Raw genomic sequence first — 15,869 nt, 5'->3', positions numbered from 1 at the left:
ATGGACGACTTGCCCTTAGGGCCGATGCTCGCTGTAGTGGCCCTGCTGATTCTGTGGTCGGGCCTGTTTTCCGCCGTCGAATCCGCACATCTGAATTTACTGGCCAAGCGCACGGCCTCGCGCTCAAGCGACAAGCCGCTGGCCCGGCTGAGCTTCCCGCTCGACAGCCTGATCTTCTGCAATACCCTGTGCCGCACGCTGGTGGTGGTCATCTGCACCTTGCTGGCGATTTTCACCTGGGCGCAAAACGGACCGTGGATAGCCTGTCTCGGTGCTGGCGCGATACTGCTGGTATTCGCCGACTATGTGCCCCGCGCCCTCGCCGCCCGCCACCCGGATGCGATCCTGGCCCTGGGCAACAACCTGCTGCCCGTACCACTGAAGATCATCTACCCGGCAGCCTGGCTGCTCAACGCCATCAGCCAGTTGCTGATGCGCCCGTTCGACCGTAAAGCCAAAGTGGTGCAACAAAGCGAAGACGAAGCCTCCAGGGACCGGCTCGACGATGGCGAGCCCGCCGTCTGCCGCCCGCATTCGCTGCCCGGCATCCATGCGCTGGACAACATCACGGTCAACGACATCCTGGTGCCGCGCAGTGAAGTCGACGGGATCAACCTCGACGACCCGATCGAGGACATCATCGAGCAATTGCGCAACAACCAGCGCACGCGCCTGCCGGTGTTCCACAGTGATATCAACCAGGTCGAAGCCGTGCTCAATACCCGGCAGATCGCCCATTTGCTCCCCGATGGCAGCCTGACGCTGGAAGCGCTGCTGGCGGCCAGTCGCGAGCCCTACTTCGTACCGGAAAGCACCCCGCTGCAACTTCAGCTGCTGAACTTCCACAAGCAACAGCGACGCCTGGGCATGGTGGTCGACGAGTACGGCGAAGTGCTCGGCATCGTGACCCTGGAAGACATTCTTGAAGAAATCGTCGGCGAGTTCGAAAGCCAGCAAAGCCTGGACAACCCGCACATCCATCCGCAGGCCGATGGCCGCCTGGTGATCGATGGCGCCGCGTCGATCCGCGAACTGAACAAGAGCCTCGGCTGGCATCTGCCCAGCGACGGCCCGAAGACCCTCAACGGCCTGGTGACCGAAGCACTGGAGACCATTCCCGAGAGTGCGGTGTGCCTGAAGATCGGCCGATATCGGCTGGAAATCCTCGAGACCGAAGACAATCGCGTCACCCGCGTATTGGTCTGGCACACCAGTTCGGCTCCAGCGATCGTACCCGCTCAATAAATAGCCAAAGGATCGCAGCCTGCGGCAGCTCCTACATTTGAAATGCATTCATCGTGCAGGCGCTGCCGAAGGCTGTGATGTTTTTGTCCTTGTTGATTCGTTAGCCTCCTTCCTATAATCGATCCGCTTACCCAAGCACCTGTCTCCGTGCTACCCGCACTCCGCTGCAAACCCACATCCCTGGGTGTTCGACCATAATAATTCGCTCCACTGGAGCACATGACTGTCAGGGATAACCGCATGACAACCAGCACGACTTACAGCGATTCCACGCCTGCACAACCGACGAACTCCGCGACCCGCGTGGCTACGGCGAGCTTTATCGGTACCGCCATCGAGTTCTACGATTTCTACGTCTATGCCACCGCCGCGGCGCTGGTGATCGGCCCGGTGTTCTTTCCACAGACTTCCGGCACGGCGCAGATGCTCTCGGCCTTTCTCACGTTCGGCATCGCGTTCCTTGCCCGCCCCCTGGGTTCGGCCCTGTTCGGTCACTTCGGCGACCGCATCGGCCGCAAATCGACCCTGGTGGCCTCCCTTCTGCTGATGGGCGTGTGCACCACGCTGATCGGCGTGCTCCCGGGTTACGACAGCATCGGCGCCTGGGCACCGATATTGCTCTGTGTGCTGCGCTTCGGCCAAGGCCTGGGATTGGGCGGTGAATGGGGCGGCGCAGCGTTGCTGGCCACGGAAAATGCACCCGAAGGCAAACGAGCCTGGTTCGGCATGTTTCCGCAGCTCGGCCCATCCATCGGCTTTCTCGCGGCCAACGGGCTGTTCCTGACGCTGGCCATGACCTTGAACGATGAACAGTTCCGCTCATGGGGCTGGCGCATTCCTTTCCTGCTCAGCGCCGCACTCGTCATGGTCGGCCTGTACGTTCGCCTCAAGCTCCACGAAACACCGGTGTTCGCCAACGCCGTGGCCCGCGAAGAGCGCGTGAAGATCCCGCTGGTCGAGCTCTTCAGCCAGTATTGGTTGCCGGTGCTGCTCGGTGCCGGTGCGATGGTCGTGTGCTACGCGCTGTTCTACATTTCCACGGTGTTTTCGCTCAGCTATGGCGTGGCGACCCTGGGTTACACCCGCGAAACCTTCCTCGCCCTGCTGTGCTTCGCCGTGCTGTTCATGGCCGCCGCGACCCCGCTGTCGGCCTGGGCCAGCGACCGTTACGGACGCAAACCGGTACTGATCATCGGTGGCGTACTGGCGATTCTGTCCGGTTTCCTGATGGAGCCGCTGCTGACCCAGGGCTCGACCTGGGGCGTGGCGCTGTTCCTGTGCATCGAGCTGTTCCTGATGGGCGTGACTTTCGCACCGATGGGTGCCCTGCTGCCGGAGCTGTTCCCGACCCACGTGCGTTATACCGGCGCATCGGCGGCCTACAACCTCGGCGGGATCGTCGGCGCTTCGGCGGCACCGTTCTTTGCCCAGAAACTGGTGGCGATGGGCGGCTTGAGCTATGTCGGCGGGTATGTGTCCGGGGCAGCGGTGCTGAGCTTGATTGCCGTGCTGTGCCTGAAGGAAACGCGGCATAACGATTTGAATCGGGTTGCCTGATAGATTGCTTTCGCGAGCAGGCTCGCTCCCACAGTGATCGCGCACCTCTGTGGGAGCAAAACTGCTCGCGAAGGCGCCGGCACAGGCAAAGCACATCCCCGACCGGTCGCGAATTTTCCCCCATCCGTTAGCCCCTCGCTCTACGCGTAACAACTTATCCCCGCTATACTCATCGGCTTTTCCTGAATAAATGCCAATAGGGTCCCGCCGCGCATGGATAAGACCTACCAGCCGCACGCCATTGAAACTTCCTGGTACAACACCTGGGAGACAGAGAATTATTTCGCCCCGCAAGGCGCGGGCGAGTCCTACACCATCATGATCCCGCCGCCGAACGTCACCGGCAGCCTGCACATGGGTCATGGCTTCAACAACGCGATCATGGACGCCCTGATCCGTTTCCGCCGCATGCAGGGTCGCAACACCCTGTGGCAACCGGGCACCGACCACGCCGGTATCGCCACGCAGATGCTGGTGGAGCGTCAACTCGAAGCCCAGGGCCAGAATCGCCATGATCTGGGCCGCGACAAATTCCTCGAGAAAGTCTGGGAGTGGAAAGATCAGTCCGGTGGCAACATCAGCCGGCAGATCCGCCGCCTCGGCTCGTCCGTGGACTGGAGCCGCGAGCGCTTCACCATGGACGACGGCCTCTCGGAAGCGGTCAAGGAAGCTTTCGTGCGCCTGCACGAGGACGGCCTGATCTACCGCGGCAAGCGCCTGGTCAACTGGGACACCAAGCTGCACACGGCGATTTCCGACCTCGAAGTGGAAAACCACGACGAGAAAGGTTTCCTGTGGAACCTGAAATACCCGCTGGCCGACGGCGCCAAGACCGCTGAAGGCAACGATTACCTGATCGTCGCGACGACGCGTCCGGAAACCATGCTCGGCGACTCCGCCGTGGCCGTTAACCCGAACGACGAGCGCTACCAGGCCCTGATCGGCAAATTCGTCGAGCTGCCACTGGTTGGCCGCCGCATCCCGATCATCGCCGACGATTACTGCGACCCTGAATTCGGCACCGGTTGCGTGAAAATCACCCCGGCCCACGATTTCAACGACTACGAAGTCGGCAAGCGCCACAACCTGCCGTTGCTGAACATCTTCGACAAGAACGCCAACGTGCTGCCTGCCGCCCAGGTGTTCAACCTCGACGGCACGCTGAACGAGAGCATCGACGGCGCGATCCCGGCTGAATACGCCGGCCTCGACCGTTTCGAAGCGCGCAAGCAGATCGTGGCGGCGTTCGATGCCGCCGGCCTGCTGGTCAGCGTCAACGATCACGCGCTGAAAGTGCCGAAGGGCGACCGTTCCGGCACCATCATCGAGCCGTGGCTGACCGACCAGTGGTACGTGTCCACCAAGCCGCTGGCCGAGCCTGCGATCGCCGCGGTTGAAGACGGCCGCATCCAGTTCGTGCCGAAACAATACGAAAACATGTACTTCTCGTGGATGCGCGACATCCAGGACTGGTGCATCAGCCGTCAGCTGTGGTGGGGCCACCGGATTCCGGCCTGGTACGACGAGTCGGGCAAAGTCTACGTCGGTCGCGACGAAGCCGAAGTGCGGGCCAAGCACAACCTGGGCCCGGACGTTGCGCTGCAACAGGACAACGACGTACTCGACACCTGGTTCAGTTCGGGACTGTGGACGTTCTCCACCCTGGGCTGGCCGGAGAAGACCGAATTCCTGAAGAAATTCCACTCCACCGACGTGCTGGTCACCGGCTTCGACATCATTTTCTTCTGGGTCGCCCGGATGATCATGCTGACCATGCACCTGATCAAGAACGAGGATGGCACGCCGCAGGTCCCGTTCAAGACCGTGTATGTGCACGGCCTGGTGCGCGATGGCCAGGGCCAGAAGATGTCCAAGTCCAAGGGCAACGTCCTTGACCCGCTGGACATCATCGACGGGATCGAACTCGAAACCCTGGTGCAGAAGCGCACCTCGGGCCTGATGCAGCCGAAACTGGCGAAGAAGATCGAGAAGGCGACCCGCGACGAGTTCGCCGAGGGTATCGCCAGCTACGGCACCGACGCCCTGCGTTTCACCTTCTGCTCGCTGGCGTCCACCGGTCGCGACATCAAGTTCGACATGGGCCGCGTCGAAGGCTATCGCAACTTCTGCAACAAGATCTGGAACGCCGCGCGCTACGTGCTGGACAAGGGCGAAGATTGCGGCCAGAACGGCGAAGCCTACGAGCTATCGCTGGCCGACCGCTGGATCATTTCGCAGCTGCAACGCACCGAAGCCGAAGTGACCCGCCAGCTCGACCAGTTCCGCTTCGACCTGGCCGCACAAGCCTTGTACGAGTTCATCTGGAACCAGTATTGCGACTGGTACCTGGAACTCTCCAAGCCTGTGCTCTGGGACGAAAACGCGCCGGTCGAACGCCAGCGCGGCACCCGTCGCACCCTGGTGCGCGTGCTGGAAGTGGCCCTGCGCCTGGCGCATCCGTTCATGCCGTTCATCACCGAAGAAATCTGGCAACGCATCGCGCCGCTGGCCGGAATCGAAGGCAAGACGATCATGCTGCAACCTTGGCCAGTGGCCAACGAAGCGCGCATTGACCAGGCCGCCGAAGACGACATCGAATGGCTCAAGGGCCTGATGCTCGGCACGCGTAATATCCGTGGCGAAATGAACATCGGCCCGGGCAAGCCGCTGCCGCTGTTCCTGAAGAACGTCAGTGCCGAAGACCAGCGCCGCCTGAGCGAGAACGAAGCGCTGCTCAAGAAGCTGGCGCGCCTGGAATCGATCACCGTACTGGCTGCCGGCGAAGAAGCACCGCTGTCCGCCACCGCACTGGTCGGCGAGATGGAAGTGCTGGTGCCGATGGCCGGCCTGATCGACAAAGGTGCCGAGCTGGCGCGTCTGGACAAGGAAATCCAGCGCCTGCAAGGCGAAGTGCAACGCGTGGGCGGCAAGCTGTCCAACGCCGGCTTCGTCGACAAGGCACCCGCTGAGGTCATCGACAAGGAACGCGCCAAACTGGCCGAAGCCGAACAGGCTCTGGGCAAGCTGGCGGAGCAACACGCACGGATTGCCAGCCTGTAACGGCAAATCGCGATGAACCAGGGAGGCCCGCAACGGCCTCCCTTTTTTGTGCCCGCCACACTCTCGCAAACACCAAAAATCAAATGTGAGAGCGGGCTTGCTCGCGAAAGCGCCGTGTCAGTCAACGTCGATGTTGAATGTTAAACCGCTTTCGCGAACAAGCCCGCTCCCACATTTGATCTGAGTGGCCAATAGATGTGGGACAATGCCCGCCACTTTCAGCCATACCCGAATCGACCACGCCCATGAACACCCCTCGTACACCCAAACCTGCGCGTAAAAAGCCTGAATCCGCGACCCCGGCCAAAGCCGTGGAGCCACGCGAAAAGGCCAGCCTGCATCCGCGCAATCGCCATCAGGGTCGCTACGACTTCCCGGCGCTGATCAAAAGCACGCCGGAACTGGCGAAGTTCGTGATCATCAATCCGTACGGCAAGGAAAGCATCGACTTCGCCAGCCCGGACGCGGTACGGGTGTTCAACCGGGCGCTGCTCAAGTCGTTCTACGGCATCGCCCATTGGGACATTCCAGCGGATTACCTGTGCCCACCGGTTCCGGGTCGGGCCGATTACGTGCATTTTCTCGCCGACCTGCTGGCCGACGGCAATGACGGCGTGATCCCCCGTGGCGCGGCCGTGAAGGTGCTGGACATCGGCATGGGCGCCAACTGCGTGTACCCACTGATCGGCCACAGCGACTACCGCTGGCAGTTCCTCGGCTCGGAAGTCGATGCCACCGCCATCGCCGCGGCCAAGGCCATCATCCAGTCCAATGGTTTGAACAAGGCTATCCAGGTTCGCCAGCAGAGCAACCGTAAACAGATCTTGCTGGGCCTGCTGGAGAACGCCGAACGTTTTGACCTGACGATGTGCAATCCACCGTTCCACGCGTCCCTGGAGGAAGCCACCCGCGGCAGCAGCCGTAAATGGCGCGCGTTGGGCAAGGCCGATCCGAAACGCAAACTGCCGGTGCTGAATTTCGGCGGTCAGGCGGCGGAGTTGTGGTGCGAAGGCGGGGAGGCGCGATTCGTCACGCAATTGATCAGCGAGAGTGCCCAGGTGGCTCAGCAGGTGTTGTGGTTCAGCACCCTGGTGTCCAAAGCGTCGAATCTGCCTGCGATCCAGACCGCGCTGAAGAAGGCCGGCGCGCTGGAAAGCCAGGTGGTGGAAATGTCCCAGGGCCAGAAGCAGAGCCGTTTCGTGGCCTGGACGTTCCAGACGCCAGCGCAGCAGCAGGTTTGGCGCGAGCGTTGGGCGCGCAAAACCGACTAACCGACCCAGATCCCTCGTGGGAGCAAGCCCGCTCCCACATGGGTTCTGCGTTGCGTGCTGAATCGCAGGCACAAAAAAACCGTGCCCGGATCGCTCCGGCGCACGGTTTTTTTCACTGCGTCTTACTTGTTCACAGCGTCGGTCAGGCCCTTGGCCACAACCAGCTTGATCACTTTCTTTGCAGGGATTTCGATGGCAGCGCCAGTCGAAGGGTTACGGCCGGTACGGGCAGGACGCTCAGTCACTTTCAGTTTGCCGATGCCTGGCAAAGTGATTTCGCCGCCGTTTTCCAGCTGATCGGCAACGATTTGGCCCAGTTGGTCCAGAGCGTTACGCGCGGTGGTTTTTGGCGCGTCGATAGCTTCAGCGATGTCGGCGATCAGTTGGTCTTTAGTAAGAGCCATGTAGTGTTCCTTCCCTATCAAATTCATATGGATTGCAGAGTGCAGTGTCAGCCATCGAGCCCGATCTTCTGGATCTGGCACCCTCGGCGATAACCGCGACGAGTCGGGTTATAGATGCCGAAATCAGGGTTTGGTTCGACCTGACAAATGCTGACTGCACGCTTAACGCAGTGACTTCGCGCAAGACCGGGCAAAACTAGCACAGAGACGGGGAAATATCCGCCTCTAGCTACCCATTTGGTCAGCTTTATTGCTCTAAATCGGCAAAAAAATGCATAAGGGCTGCCGGTTACCGTGCAATTGCCCTTCGTACCGCTCCAAAACCAATGGTTGCGGTACACTGGGCGCTTTTTCGGGGAGCCCGCCCTGCTCTCTACAACCAGCCGAGAAGCCCATGCCGATCCGCCATTGCATCGTCCACCTGATCGACAAAAAACCCGACGGCACACCCGCAGTTCTCCACGCCCGCGACTCTGAACTGACCGAGTCCGCCGCCATCGAGAACATGCTCGCCGACCTCAACGAAAGCTATAACGCCAAACAGGGCAAAGCCTGGGGTTTGTTTCATCCGGAGTCCGGTGCCTTTCCGTTCAGCGGCTGGCTGAAGGAATACCTGGACGGCGGCCAGGACTTCACCGCCTTCAGCCGTGTAGCGGTGGAACACCTGCAAAAGCTGATGGAAGAATCCAACCTGTCGGTCGGCGGCCACGTCCTGTTCGCCCATTACCAGCAAGGAATGACCGACTACCTGGCGATCGCCCTGCTGCACCACAGCGAAGGCGTCGCGGTGACCGAGCAACTGGACGTCACCCCGTCCCGGCACCTGGACCTGGGCCAGCTGCATCTGGCGGCGCGGATCAACGTCTCGGAATGGCAGAACAACAAGCAATCCAAGCAGTACATTTCGTTCATCAAAGGCAAGAACGGCAAAAAGGTATCGGAGTATTTCCGCGACTTCATCGGCTGCCAGGAAGGCGTCGATGGCCCGGGCGAAACCCGCACCCTGCTCAAGGCCTTCAGTGACTTCGTTGAAAGCGAAGACCTGCCGGAAGAGTCGGCCCGAGAGAAAACCAAGACCCTGGTGGATTACGCCAGCAGCCAGGCCAAGCTCGGCGAACCCATGGGCCTGGAAGAACTGTCGGAACTGATCGACGAGGAACGGCCAAAGGCCTTTTACGACCACATCCGCAACAAGGACTACGGCCTGTCGCCGGAGATCCCGGCCGATAAACGTACCCTCAACCAGTTCCGCCGCTTCACCGGTCGCGCCGAAGGGTTGTCGATCAGTTTCGAGGCGCACTTGCTGGGCTCGAAAATCGAGTACGACGAAGAAGCCGGCACCCTGATCATCAAGGGCCTGCCGACCTCGCTCACCGACCAGCTCAAGCGCCGCAACTGATGGTTGGCAACGTCCTGAAGAAAGTCCTGCTGATCCTGCTGGTGGTCGTGGTCTATCAGGACTGGGGCAAGATCGAGCGGGTGTTCAAGCCTTCGCAAGTGGTGTCCGAGCAGACGCAGGCCACGGCCAAGGTCGTGCTCTACACCACGCAGTGGTGTGGCTACTGCAAACTGACCCGGCGCTTTCTCGATCAAAAAGGCATTCCGTACAGGGAGTTCGATATCGAGAAGGACGCCGAGGCTCGCAAGGCCTATGAAGCGCTGGGCGGCGGCGGGATTCCGTTCATCGATGTGAACGGAACGCTGATTCGCGGGCATGACCCGGATGCGATTCTGGCGGCACTGAAGTAACAAAACCTGTAGGAGCGAGCTCGCTCGCGAAAAACCCAAGGGCGCGCTGGGCATCTGGTTTTACGCGTTATCGTTCACGACCATCGCGAGCAAGCTCGCTCCTACAGAGATCAGAGGGCTTCGATGCGGAATCCGAACCGTGGAAAGTGCACATGCACGACACCCCCTCGTGGGTCCTCGCGGCGCAGGATCAGCTCTTCGCTACCGGCAAACAACAACTCCCCCGCCACCGGATCAACGCCGTAGTCGGTCGCTGCAATCACCACGTGCTGGCCCGCCTTGAAACCATTCGGCTCATCAAATACCTCATCCGGCAACGCCGCTGGCGTGGCACTACGCGCAACCTCAAGCGCCTCTTCCGAGCTCATCTCGCTCGGTGCGCCATGTCCGAACCCCAGCACCCGCGCCAACCAGGCCGATACCGCCGGATAGTTATCCACCAGCGGCGCCGTCACCGGTGTCGCCTTGAGGAACCACAGCGGATGCGCCATGGCGAAGTCGGCAATCGACGGTTCGCCAAACAGGAAGTCACCTTGCTCACGCTGCAGTTGTTGCTCCAGGCGCGCCATGATCGTTGGCCATTGATGCCGCGCTTGCTCTGCGGTCAACCTGGTCGCGCTGCCTCCGCTGAACAGCCCTGCGCGATCAGCCAGAAATGCCTTGATGGCCTCCTGCGGCAGACTGGCGAAACGCACGGCGATCGATTCCGGCTGGAACACCAGGCTGACCGCATGCTGGAACACCACCGAATCAGCCCATGCGGCGAAGGCCGCGGTGATCATTTCCTGGCCATCGGGGAAAAACGCCGGCAGGGCTTTTTCCTGTTCCAGACGGCGGGCGATAAGCGCGGTATCGCAATAGATGTCCGCGCCAACCTGCAATACCGGGGTCTTGCGGTAGCCACCCGTCAACGCCGTGAGATCGGGTTTGGGCATCACTGGCGAAATCTTCACAGAGCGCCAGGACAAACCTTTGAATCCCAACAGCAGTCGGGCCTTTTCGGCGAAGAGGGACGTCGGGTAATGATGAAGAATCAACTCGGACATGCTCGGCTCCGCCGCACGCTGAAGGAGTCTGCAGCTTAGCGCGCAATCGATTGGCAGAATACGGATCTGCCTGATGGGAACCGATCAGTCAGATTGATAAGCCGGCGGCCGCACTGGCCACCAGGCATTCCTTGGCGCTTTTCCTGAGTTTCTTGATCAGCCGCTCCTGACGCAGCGCTTCGCTTTTATCGCGGCAAGCTTCGGTGTAGACCAGCGCCATCGCCGGGCTGGAGAGGAAGAAGCGTGCGCCTTTGCCGCTCTGGTGCTTGGCGAATCGCCGCACGGGATCGTCGCTGATCCCGCAGTAGAGCGAACCATTGGCCGCGCGCACGAGGTAGACGAACCAGGGTTTGCTCACCGCAGGTTCGGCGTCGACAGGGTTTTTACTGTGGGTGGTCACGTCACGATCAAGGCTTGAAAGGAAACAAGCCGCGATCTTATCAGCGAGCAGCCTGAAATGCCTTCAGGCCCTTCAAGGCCTGCGCGCGAACAGCGTTTTTCACTATCGGCGTCCAGCCCAGCAGCAAGCCCTTGATACCCAGCGCCTGACGCGACCAGGTCCATAGATCGAAGGTGTCGTGGTGCTCGCAGATCTTGCCATCGCGAAAAACGAAACGCGCCTGGATGTCGTTGACCACAATGTTGCCGGTCTGGTTAAACAGGTAGGTCGCGACCCAATGGGCGCCACCGCTGCGTTCGTCGCTGCGCACATTGTCGAACGTCAGGGAGAAATCCTTGGCCCGGGTGGTGAGCAGGCGCCACATGTCGCCGGCATCGCGACCGCGAAGTTCGCCAAAGGCCGGGTCGCTGAACACCACGTCATCGGTATAGCAGGCACTCATCGCCTCGGCATCCAGCCGCTGGAAGGCCTGGTAAAACCGGGTGATCAAGGCGTTGTGGGCATCACTCATGGGCAGGCTCCGTGAATATCATCAATAGGCCAGCACGATAATCCGCGAAGACAGGAATGACTATCGCCATTCACCATAAAAATGGTGCCACAGCGCTTTTGGCGGGACTTGAGCAGTAGGGCGTTGAACTTCAGGCAGCATTGTTAATGTCGCACTAGACCCGAGATGCACACGAGTGCCGCGCAGGAAAAATTCGCCACTAGACAATTGAGACAAGCAAGTAATTTGGAAAGCATCTACCTTGGTGATCCACCCGACAACAACAAGTTACGTTTACTTGACTGCCATACCAGTGGACACCTACTAATGCACCATGCCACTTTCACGGGCATAAGCAAAAAGATCTACATCAGTAGTAATACCCAGCCGCTGCATCGCCATTTTCTTTTGTTTACTGATCGTCGAAACGCTGCGTTTAAAGTGACCGGCAATTTGGCTGACAGTCATACCGCTGGCGAGCATTCTGACAACCTCGTGCTCTTTGGGCGACAGTGAACAGGCACTTGACTGAGCCCGTGCGTCTTCCTGCAGCAATAATGTACGCAAGGACTCACTGACAAATCGTCGTCCTTCGCCAACTGATTTGATCGCCTGGGGCAACTCCATCGCCGAGGCGCCCTTGGCGACAATCGCCATCACACCTTGAGCGAACGCCATTCTCAGCGCCGTGATATTGGCAAACATGGTAACCAGAATGATCGGCAACTTCGGATAGCGTCGTCTTACCCCGCCCAGCATTTTCAGACCATCAACCTGTAAATTGCCCGGCATGGAAAAATCCGTGATCAGCAGATCACAGGGTGTGGTGCAAAGCAGTTTCAACAGACTGTCGGGCCCATCGGCTTCACCCACTACCACACAGGTTTTGTTCACATCTACGAGCATCCGCAAGCCGATACGGACGACAGGATGATCATCGGCGATGATTACGCGCATTGTCGGACTTATCCTGTTGGGTGGCTGGAGTGCGAAAAAAATAGCGCTGAGCCATGAAGACCACAATGACCCTGTTCGACCTTGAAAACGCTCAACTCAATATATTCGGGACAATGTAACTTCTCCTATAAAACAACGAGAACTGCCCTACACACCAAAGCAATATGCACTACACCACATAACCATTCGAAAGATTACAAAAGAACATTTCTGGCTTACGACTTCATTTCGCACGCTTAAACCCTGACTTTCGTAATAGTTGCATTCCAGCGAAATAAATCCCTCGATAAATTGCGTCCCCTTCACACAGAGAAACTTCCAACAATTGTTCCTCAAGGAAGAGCCGATACATGGAAAAGCGTTTATACCTCCTGACCGCCATGAACAATCCAGTGGAGACAACCCATCGATTGCGGTGGCTGAGTTTCTGCCTGGGCACGCTGGCCTTTGTGCTCTGCGGTCGCGCCCTGGCCGATGGCATGGTGCCGGACACCTCAGTGGTCATCATCAACGAGCGCGACGGCGAAGCCTCCGTTTCCGTGACCAACACCGATGCCAATATGGCCTTGATGCACGTCACCATTGAAAACATTCCGGAAGATGAAGAATCCCTGGTGTTCGTGACTCCGCCGTTGACGCGCGTCGAAGCCTCGAAAACCCAACTGGTGCGTTTCATCCTGCAAACGGAAAAACCCCTGCTGACCCAACGTTTGAAGCGAGTGATCTTCGAAGGTATTCCCCAAGGTAAACCCGCCGCCGAAGCCGGGCATGCCCGTGTCGGGGTGACGGTTCGCCAGAACCTGCCGGTGATCCTTCACCCCACGGGGCTGGCGCCCAATCGCACCCCCTGGACCGACCTGCATTGGTCGCTCGGAAACGGTCATCTGACCGTGCGCAACGACACGCCTTACGTGGTCCGGCTGGGACAGGAGCTGCACTTGTTGCCTTCTGCGGTCAACGCGATGTTGCCGAAAACCTATGTGTTGCCCGGTGAACACATCAGCGTCGAGGTGCCCGCAGGGGCTGCGACCCACGTGCGTTTCCAGCCGGCCACTGTCTACGGGTTTGCGGTGCCGCACTACGAGGCACCGATCAAATCCTGAGCCCGGCACTGACAGCGCCAAAGAGCATTTCAAGGCGACGGCCAACGAGCCGTAGCCACAGACCTGTCAGGGCCACGGCGAAACAAGCAATACGCCGGCATAACCCAAGTGAACCCAATGAACACAGTATTGATTTACCGTGACGGCAACACCGTGCCCATTACTCAAGCCTGCCCCCACTTACAGCTGATACGGCGGGCGCCGATGGCGTTGCTGCTGACCAACACTCTGATGGTGCTCGACGTCGAGGCTAACGTGTCGTCGCCGACGTCGTTCGATAGAAACACGTTGATGCAGCGAGGCATTGATCCGGCGCTGGCGACGTTGCTGATGCAAACCCCGCGCTTCACTGCGGGAAAACACCCGGTGACACTCAGCGTGAATGGCCAACGCCAGGGACGCGTGGACGCCACCTTCAATGACGATGGCGTGTTGTGCTTCGACCGCACCTTGCTCGATGCGGCCAACCTGAACGTGCCCGACCGTATGCTGGACGGTGGCCGCTGTCACGACTTCCTCGACGCCTCGCCGCAGACCATCATCGACGCGGATCCCGCGAACCTTGCCGTATCCCTGATCGTGCCCACAGACGCGATACGTGCGATTGCACGGGATGTTTCCGGCTTTCAAACCGGCGGCGTTGCCGCCTTGCTCAATTACGACGTCAGCGGTTTGCGCAGCCGTTCAGGCGACAGTACGAGTCGTTATATCTCGGCCAATACTGAACTTGGCTTCAATGCAGGTGACTGGATTGTGCGCAGTCGTCAAGTGCAGACCTGGCAAGACGAAGTGTCCCGCACAACACACATCGCGGCCTACGCCCAACGCACCTTCGCCAGTCACGAAGCGGTGCTGCAAGCCGGTCAGATCAATCTCTACAACCCGGTGCTGGCCGGCGCGCAAATTACCGGGCTGCAGGTGCTGAATGAACAAGCGCTGCAGGTCGAAGGCCAAAGCGCGGTCATCGATGGCATTGCCAACAGCCAGGCTCAGGTCGAGGTGAGGCAAAACGGCTCTCTGATTCATTCCACCGTGGTGCCCGCCGGGCCGTTTTCGCTCACCGGCGTACGCCGTCTCAACAGCCGTTCCGACGTGGAAGTCACCATCAAGGAAGCCGATGGCAGCGAGCGCCGCTTTACCGTACCCGCCACCATGCTCGGCATTGGCTTGCCCGCTCCCGGTTTTTCGCTGGCGGCCGGACACGTGCGCAGTAATGGCAATGAACAGGCGGGCAATCCCTGGGTGGCGAGCGGCGGATGGAGTGGGGCGATTCACCCGCAGGTCCTGCTCAGCGCAGGCCTGACCGGTGCCGCCGACTATCGCGCGGCAGGTATCGGCGTGGGTCTATTACCCTGGCCCGACACCACGGTAGAAGCCACGCTGACCGCTGTGGACGCCAGTGGAAGGCAAGCCAGTCAGGGACTTCAGGCTGGCTTGAATGTCTCGCACCGCTTGAGTGACCGGTGGTCACTGAGTGCGGGCAGCTCCTATCGGACCCGGGGTTACCAGGAACTTGAGGAGGCGGTGTTTGACAACACGTCCAACGTCACTCAATCCCGCTACCGCGACCAACAAAGCGCTGCCCTGTCCTGGTCTCATCCGTGGCTCGGCGCGTTCGGCAGTGGTTTCAGCCGTTCCAGCTCGTTCGATGGCCAAAGCAGCAGCCGCGCGCTGGCCTCATGGGGCACCAGCATGGGTGGGGTGTCGATCTCCGCGACAGCCGAGTGGCAAGTCAGCGGGGCAGACCGCAACGATGACAGCGTTTTCCTGAACATCAGCATGCCCTTGGGTCAGACCCGTCGGGCGCGCACCTGGGTACGCAGTTCCGGCGGCGAGTACCGCAGTGGCGTGGGTATGAGGGAACAGATCAACGATCAATTGGCGTACGGGATCGGTGTCGAACATGACACCCGTGACCGCCAAGTGCAGTCGACGGCCGGCGTTTCGCTGTTACCGCGCTACAGCCAACTGGACCTGAACTACACCCGCACCGACGCCGAGCGCTCCAGCTATCAGGCCAGCGCTCGCGGCGCAGCCGTGTTGCACGGCGGTGGCTTGACGCTGTCGCCTTATCCGGTGCGCGACACCTTTGCCCTGCTGTCGGTGGGCGGCATGGACGCCATCAAAGTCTCGACGCCCAGCGGTCCGGTCTGGACGGACGGGCAAGGCCAGGCGGTGATTGCGCAAGTGGCGGCTTACGGTCGCAGTCCAGTGCAGGTCGATACCAAGACCCTGCCGCGCAACGCCGACATCAGCAACGGACTGGCCGTGGTTTCCGCCGGACGCGGTGCCGTCGACAAAGTGGAATTCGGCGTCAGCCTGACCCGTCGAGCGCTGCTCAAGGTCACTACCGCTAACGGTGCACCCTTGCCACGCGGCGCGACGGTGAATACCGAAGAGGGTGAGTTCGTCACCCTGGTGCAGGACGACGGCCTGGTGTTTCTGCCCAACGTCCTCGACCGCCGTGCGCTGTGGATCAGCGCACCGGGGCTGGAGCGCTGCGAATTGCGTTTGGAACTGCCGGAAGAGGCCGACACCAACGCCTACTACGAAACCGCCCCCGCCAAGTGCCGAACTCACTGAGGAT

13 protein-coding genes are annotated in these 15,869 nt (G+C 60.2%); 8 read left to right on the top strand and 5 right to left on the bottom strand.

Features of this window, described 5'->3' with window-relative positions:
• The 4 genes from F8N66_RS22305 (at position 1) to rlmF (ending at position 7,133) form a co-directional block, all read left to right on the top strand.
• A complete protein-coding gene (locus F8N66_RS22305) occupies positions 1–1,245 on the top strand; it encodes an HlyC/CorC family transporter (protein WP_150772239.1) in 1,245 nt (414 codons plus the stop codon).
• A gap of 240 nt (positions 1,246–1,485) precedes the next feature.
• Positions 1,486–2,802 carry an MFS transporter gene (locus F8N66_RS22300; protein WP_150772238.1) on the top strand — a complete coding sequence of 439 codons (1,317 nt, stop codon included), beginning with the start codon at positions 1,486–1,488 and terminating at the stop codon, positions 2,800–2,802.
• Between the two features lie 213 nt (positions 2,803–3,015).
• Complete coding sequence (locus tag F8N66_RS22295; protein WP_150772237.1) at positions 3,016–5,862, top strand: valine--tRNA ligase; 2,847 nt, start codon at positions 3,016–3,018, stop codon at positions 5,860–5,862.
• A gap of 245 nt (positions 5,863–6,107) precedes the next feature.
• The gene (gene rlmF, locus F8N66_RS22290) at positions 6,108–7,133 is read left to right on the top strand and encodes a 23S rRNA (adenine(1618)-N(6))-methyltransferase RlmF (RefSeq protein WP_150772236.1); all 1,026 of its coding nucleotides are present in this window, start codon (positions 6,108–6,110) and stop codon (positions 7,131–7,133) included.
• Between the two features lie 122 nt (positions 7,134–7,255).
• Here the strand turns inward: rlmF and F8N66_RS22285 are convergent, their stop codons facing one another.
• Positions 7,256–7,537 carry an HU family DNA-binding protein gene (locus tag F8N66_RS22285; RefSeq protein WP_003221909.1) on the bottom strand — a complete coding sequence of 94 codons (282 nt, stop codon included), beginning with the start codon at positions 7,535–7,537 and terminating at the stop codon, positions 7,256–7,258.
• Between the two features lie 394 nt (positions 7,538–7,931).
• Between F8N66_RS22285 and yejK the strand changes: the two genes are divergently transcribed.
• Both yejK and F8N66_RS22275 read left to right on the top strand, forming a co-directional pair.
• Positions 7,932–8,936, top strand: a complete 1,005-nt coding sequence (gene yejK / locus F8N66_RS22280; RefSeq protein WP_150772235.1) for a nucleoid-associated protein YejK — start codon at positions 7,932–7,934, stop codon at positions 8,934–8,936.
• A complete protein-coding gene (locus F8N66_RS22275) occupies positions 8,936–9,286 on the top strand; it encodes a glutaredoxin family protein (RefSeq protein ID WP_150772234.1) in 351 nt (116 codons plus the stop codon). The genes yejK and F8N66_RS22275 overlap by 1 nt, the downstream gene beginning before the upstream one ends.
• Positions 9,287–9,396: 110 nt before the next feature.
• Here the strand turns inward: F8N66_RS22275 and F8N66_RS22270 are convergent, their stop codons facing one another.
• The 4 genes from F8N66_RS22270 to F8N66_RS22255 all read right to left on the bottom strand — a co-directional run bounded on the left by F8N66_RS22270 (position 9,397) and on the right by F8N66_RS22255 (position 12,179).
• Complete coding sequence (locus F8N66_RS22270; protein WP_150772233.1) at positions 9,397–10,332, bottom strand: glutathione S-transferase family protein; 936 nt, start codon at positions 10,330–10,332, stop codon at positions 9,397–9,399.
• Positions 10,333–10,420: 88 nt separating this feature from the next.
• The gene (locus F8N66_RS22265; RefSeq protein WP_150772232.1) at positions 10,421–10,732 is read right to left on the bottom strand and encodes a GIY-YIG nuclease family protein; all 312 of its coding nucleotides are present in this window, start codon (positions 10,730–10,732) and stop codon (positions 10,421–10,423) included.
• A gap of 40 nt (positions 10,733–10,772) precedes the next feature.
• Positions 10,773–11,243 (bottom strand): nuclear transport factor 2 family protein, encoded by a 471-nt coding sequence (locus tag F8N66_RS22260; RefSeq protein WP_150772231.1) that lies wholly within the window; start codon positions 11,241–11,243, stop codon positions 10,773–10,775.
• Positions 11,244–11,546: 303 nt separating this feature from the next.
• Positions 11,547–12,179 carry a response regulator transcription factor gene (locus F8N66_RS22255; RefSeq protein WP_150772230.1) on the bottom strand — a complete coding sequence of 211 codons (633 nt, stop codon included), beginning with the start codon at positions 12,177–12,179 and terminating at the stop codon, positions 11,547–11,549.
• A gap of 350 nt (positions 12,180–12,529) precedes the next feature.
• Between F8N66_RS22255 and F8N66_RS22250 the strand changes: the two genes are divergently transcribed.
• Positions 12,530–13,282, top strand: coding sequence for a fimbria/pilus chaperone family protein (locus F8N66_RS22250; RefSeq protein ID WP_224790513.1), 753 nt, complete (start codon positions 12,530–12,532; stop codon positions 13,280–13,282).
• 117 nt (positions 13,283–13,399) lie between these two features.
• A complete protein-coding gene (locus F8N66_RS22245; RefSeq protein WP_150772229.1) occupies positions 13,400–15,865 on the top strand; it encodes a fimbria/pilus outer membrane usher protein in 2,466 nt (821 codons plus the stop codon).
• The last annotated feature ends 4 nt before the right edge of the window (positions 15,866–15,869 follow it).

The sequence above is a fragment of the Pseudomonas fluorescens genome, assembly GCF_902498195.1.
GTDB lineage: Bacteria > Pseudomonadota > Gammaproteobacteria > Pseudomonadales > Pseudomonadaceae > Aquipseudomonas > Aquipseudomonas fluorescens_BU.
This window is presented reverse-complemented; position numbering and strand designations above follow the sequence as displayed.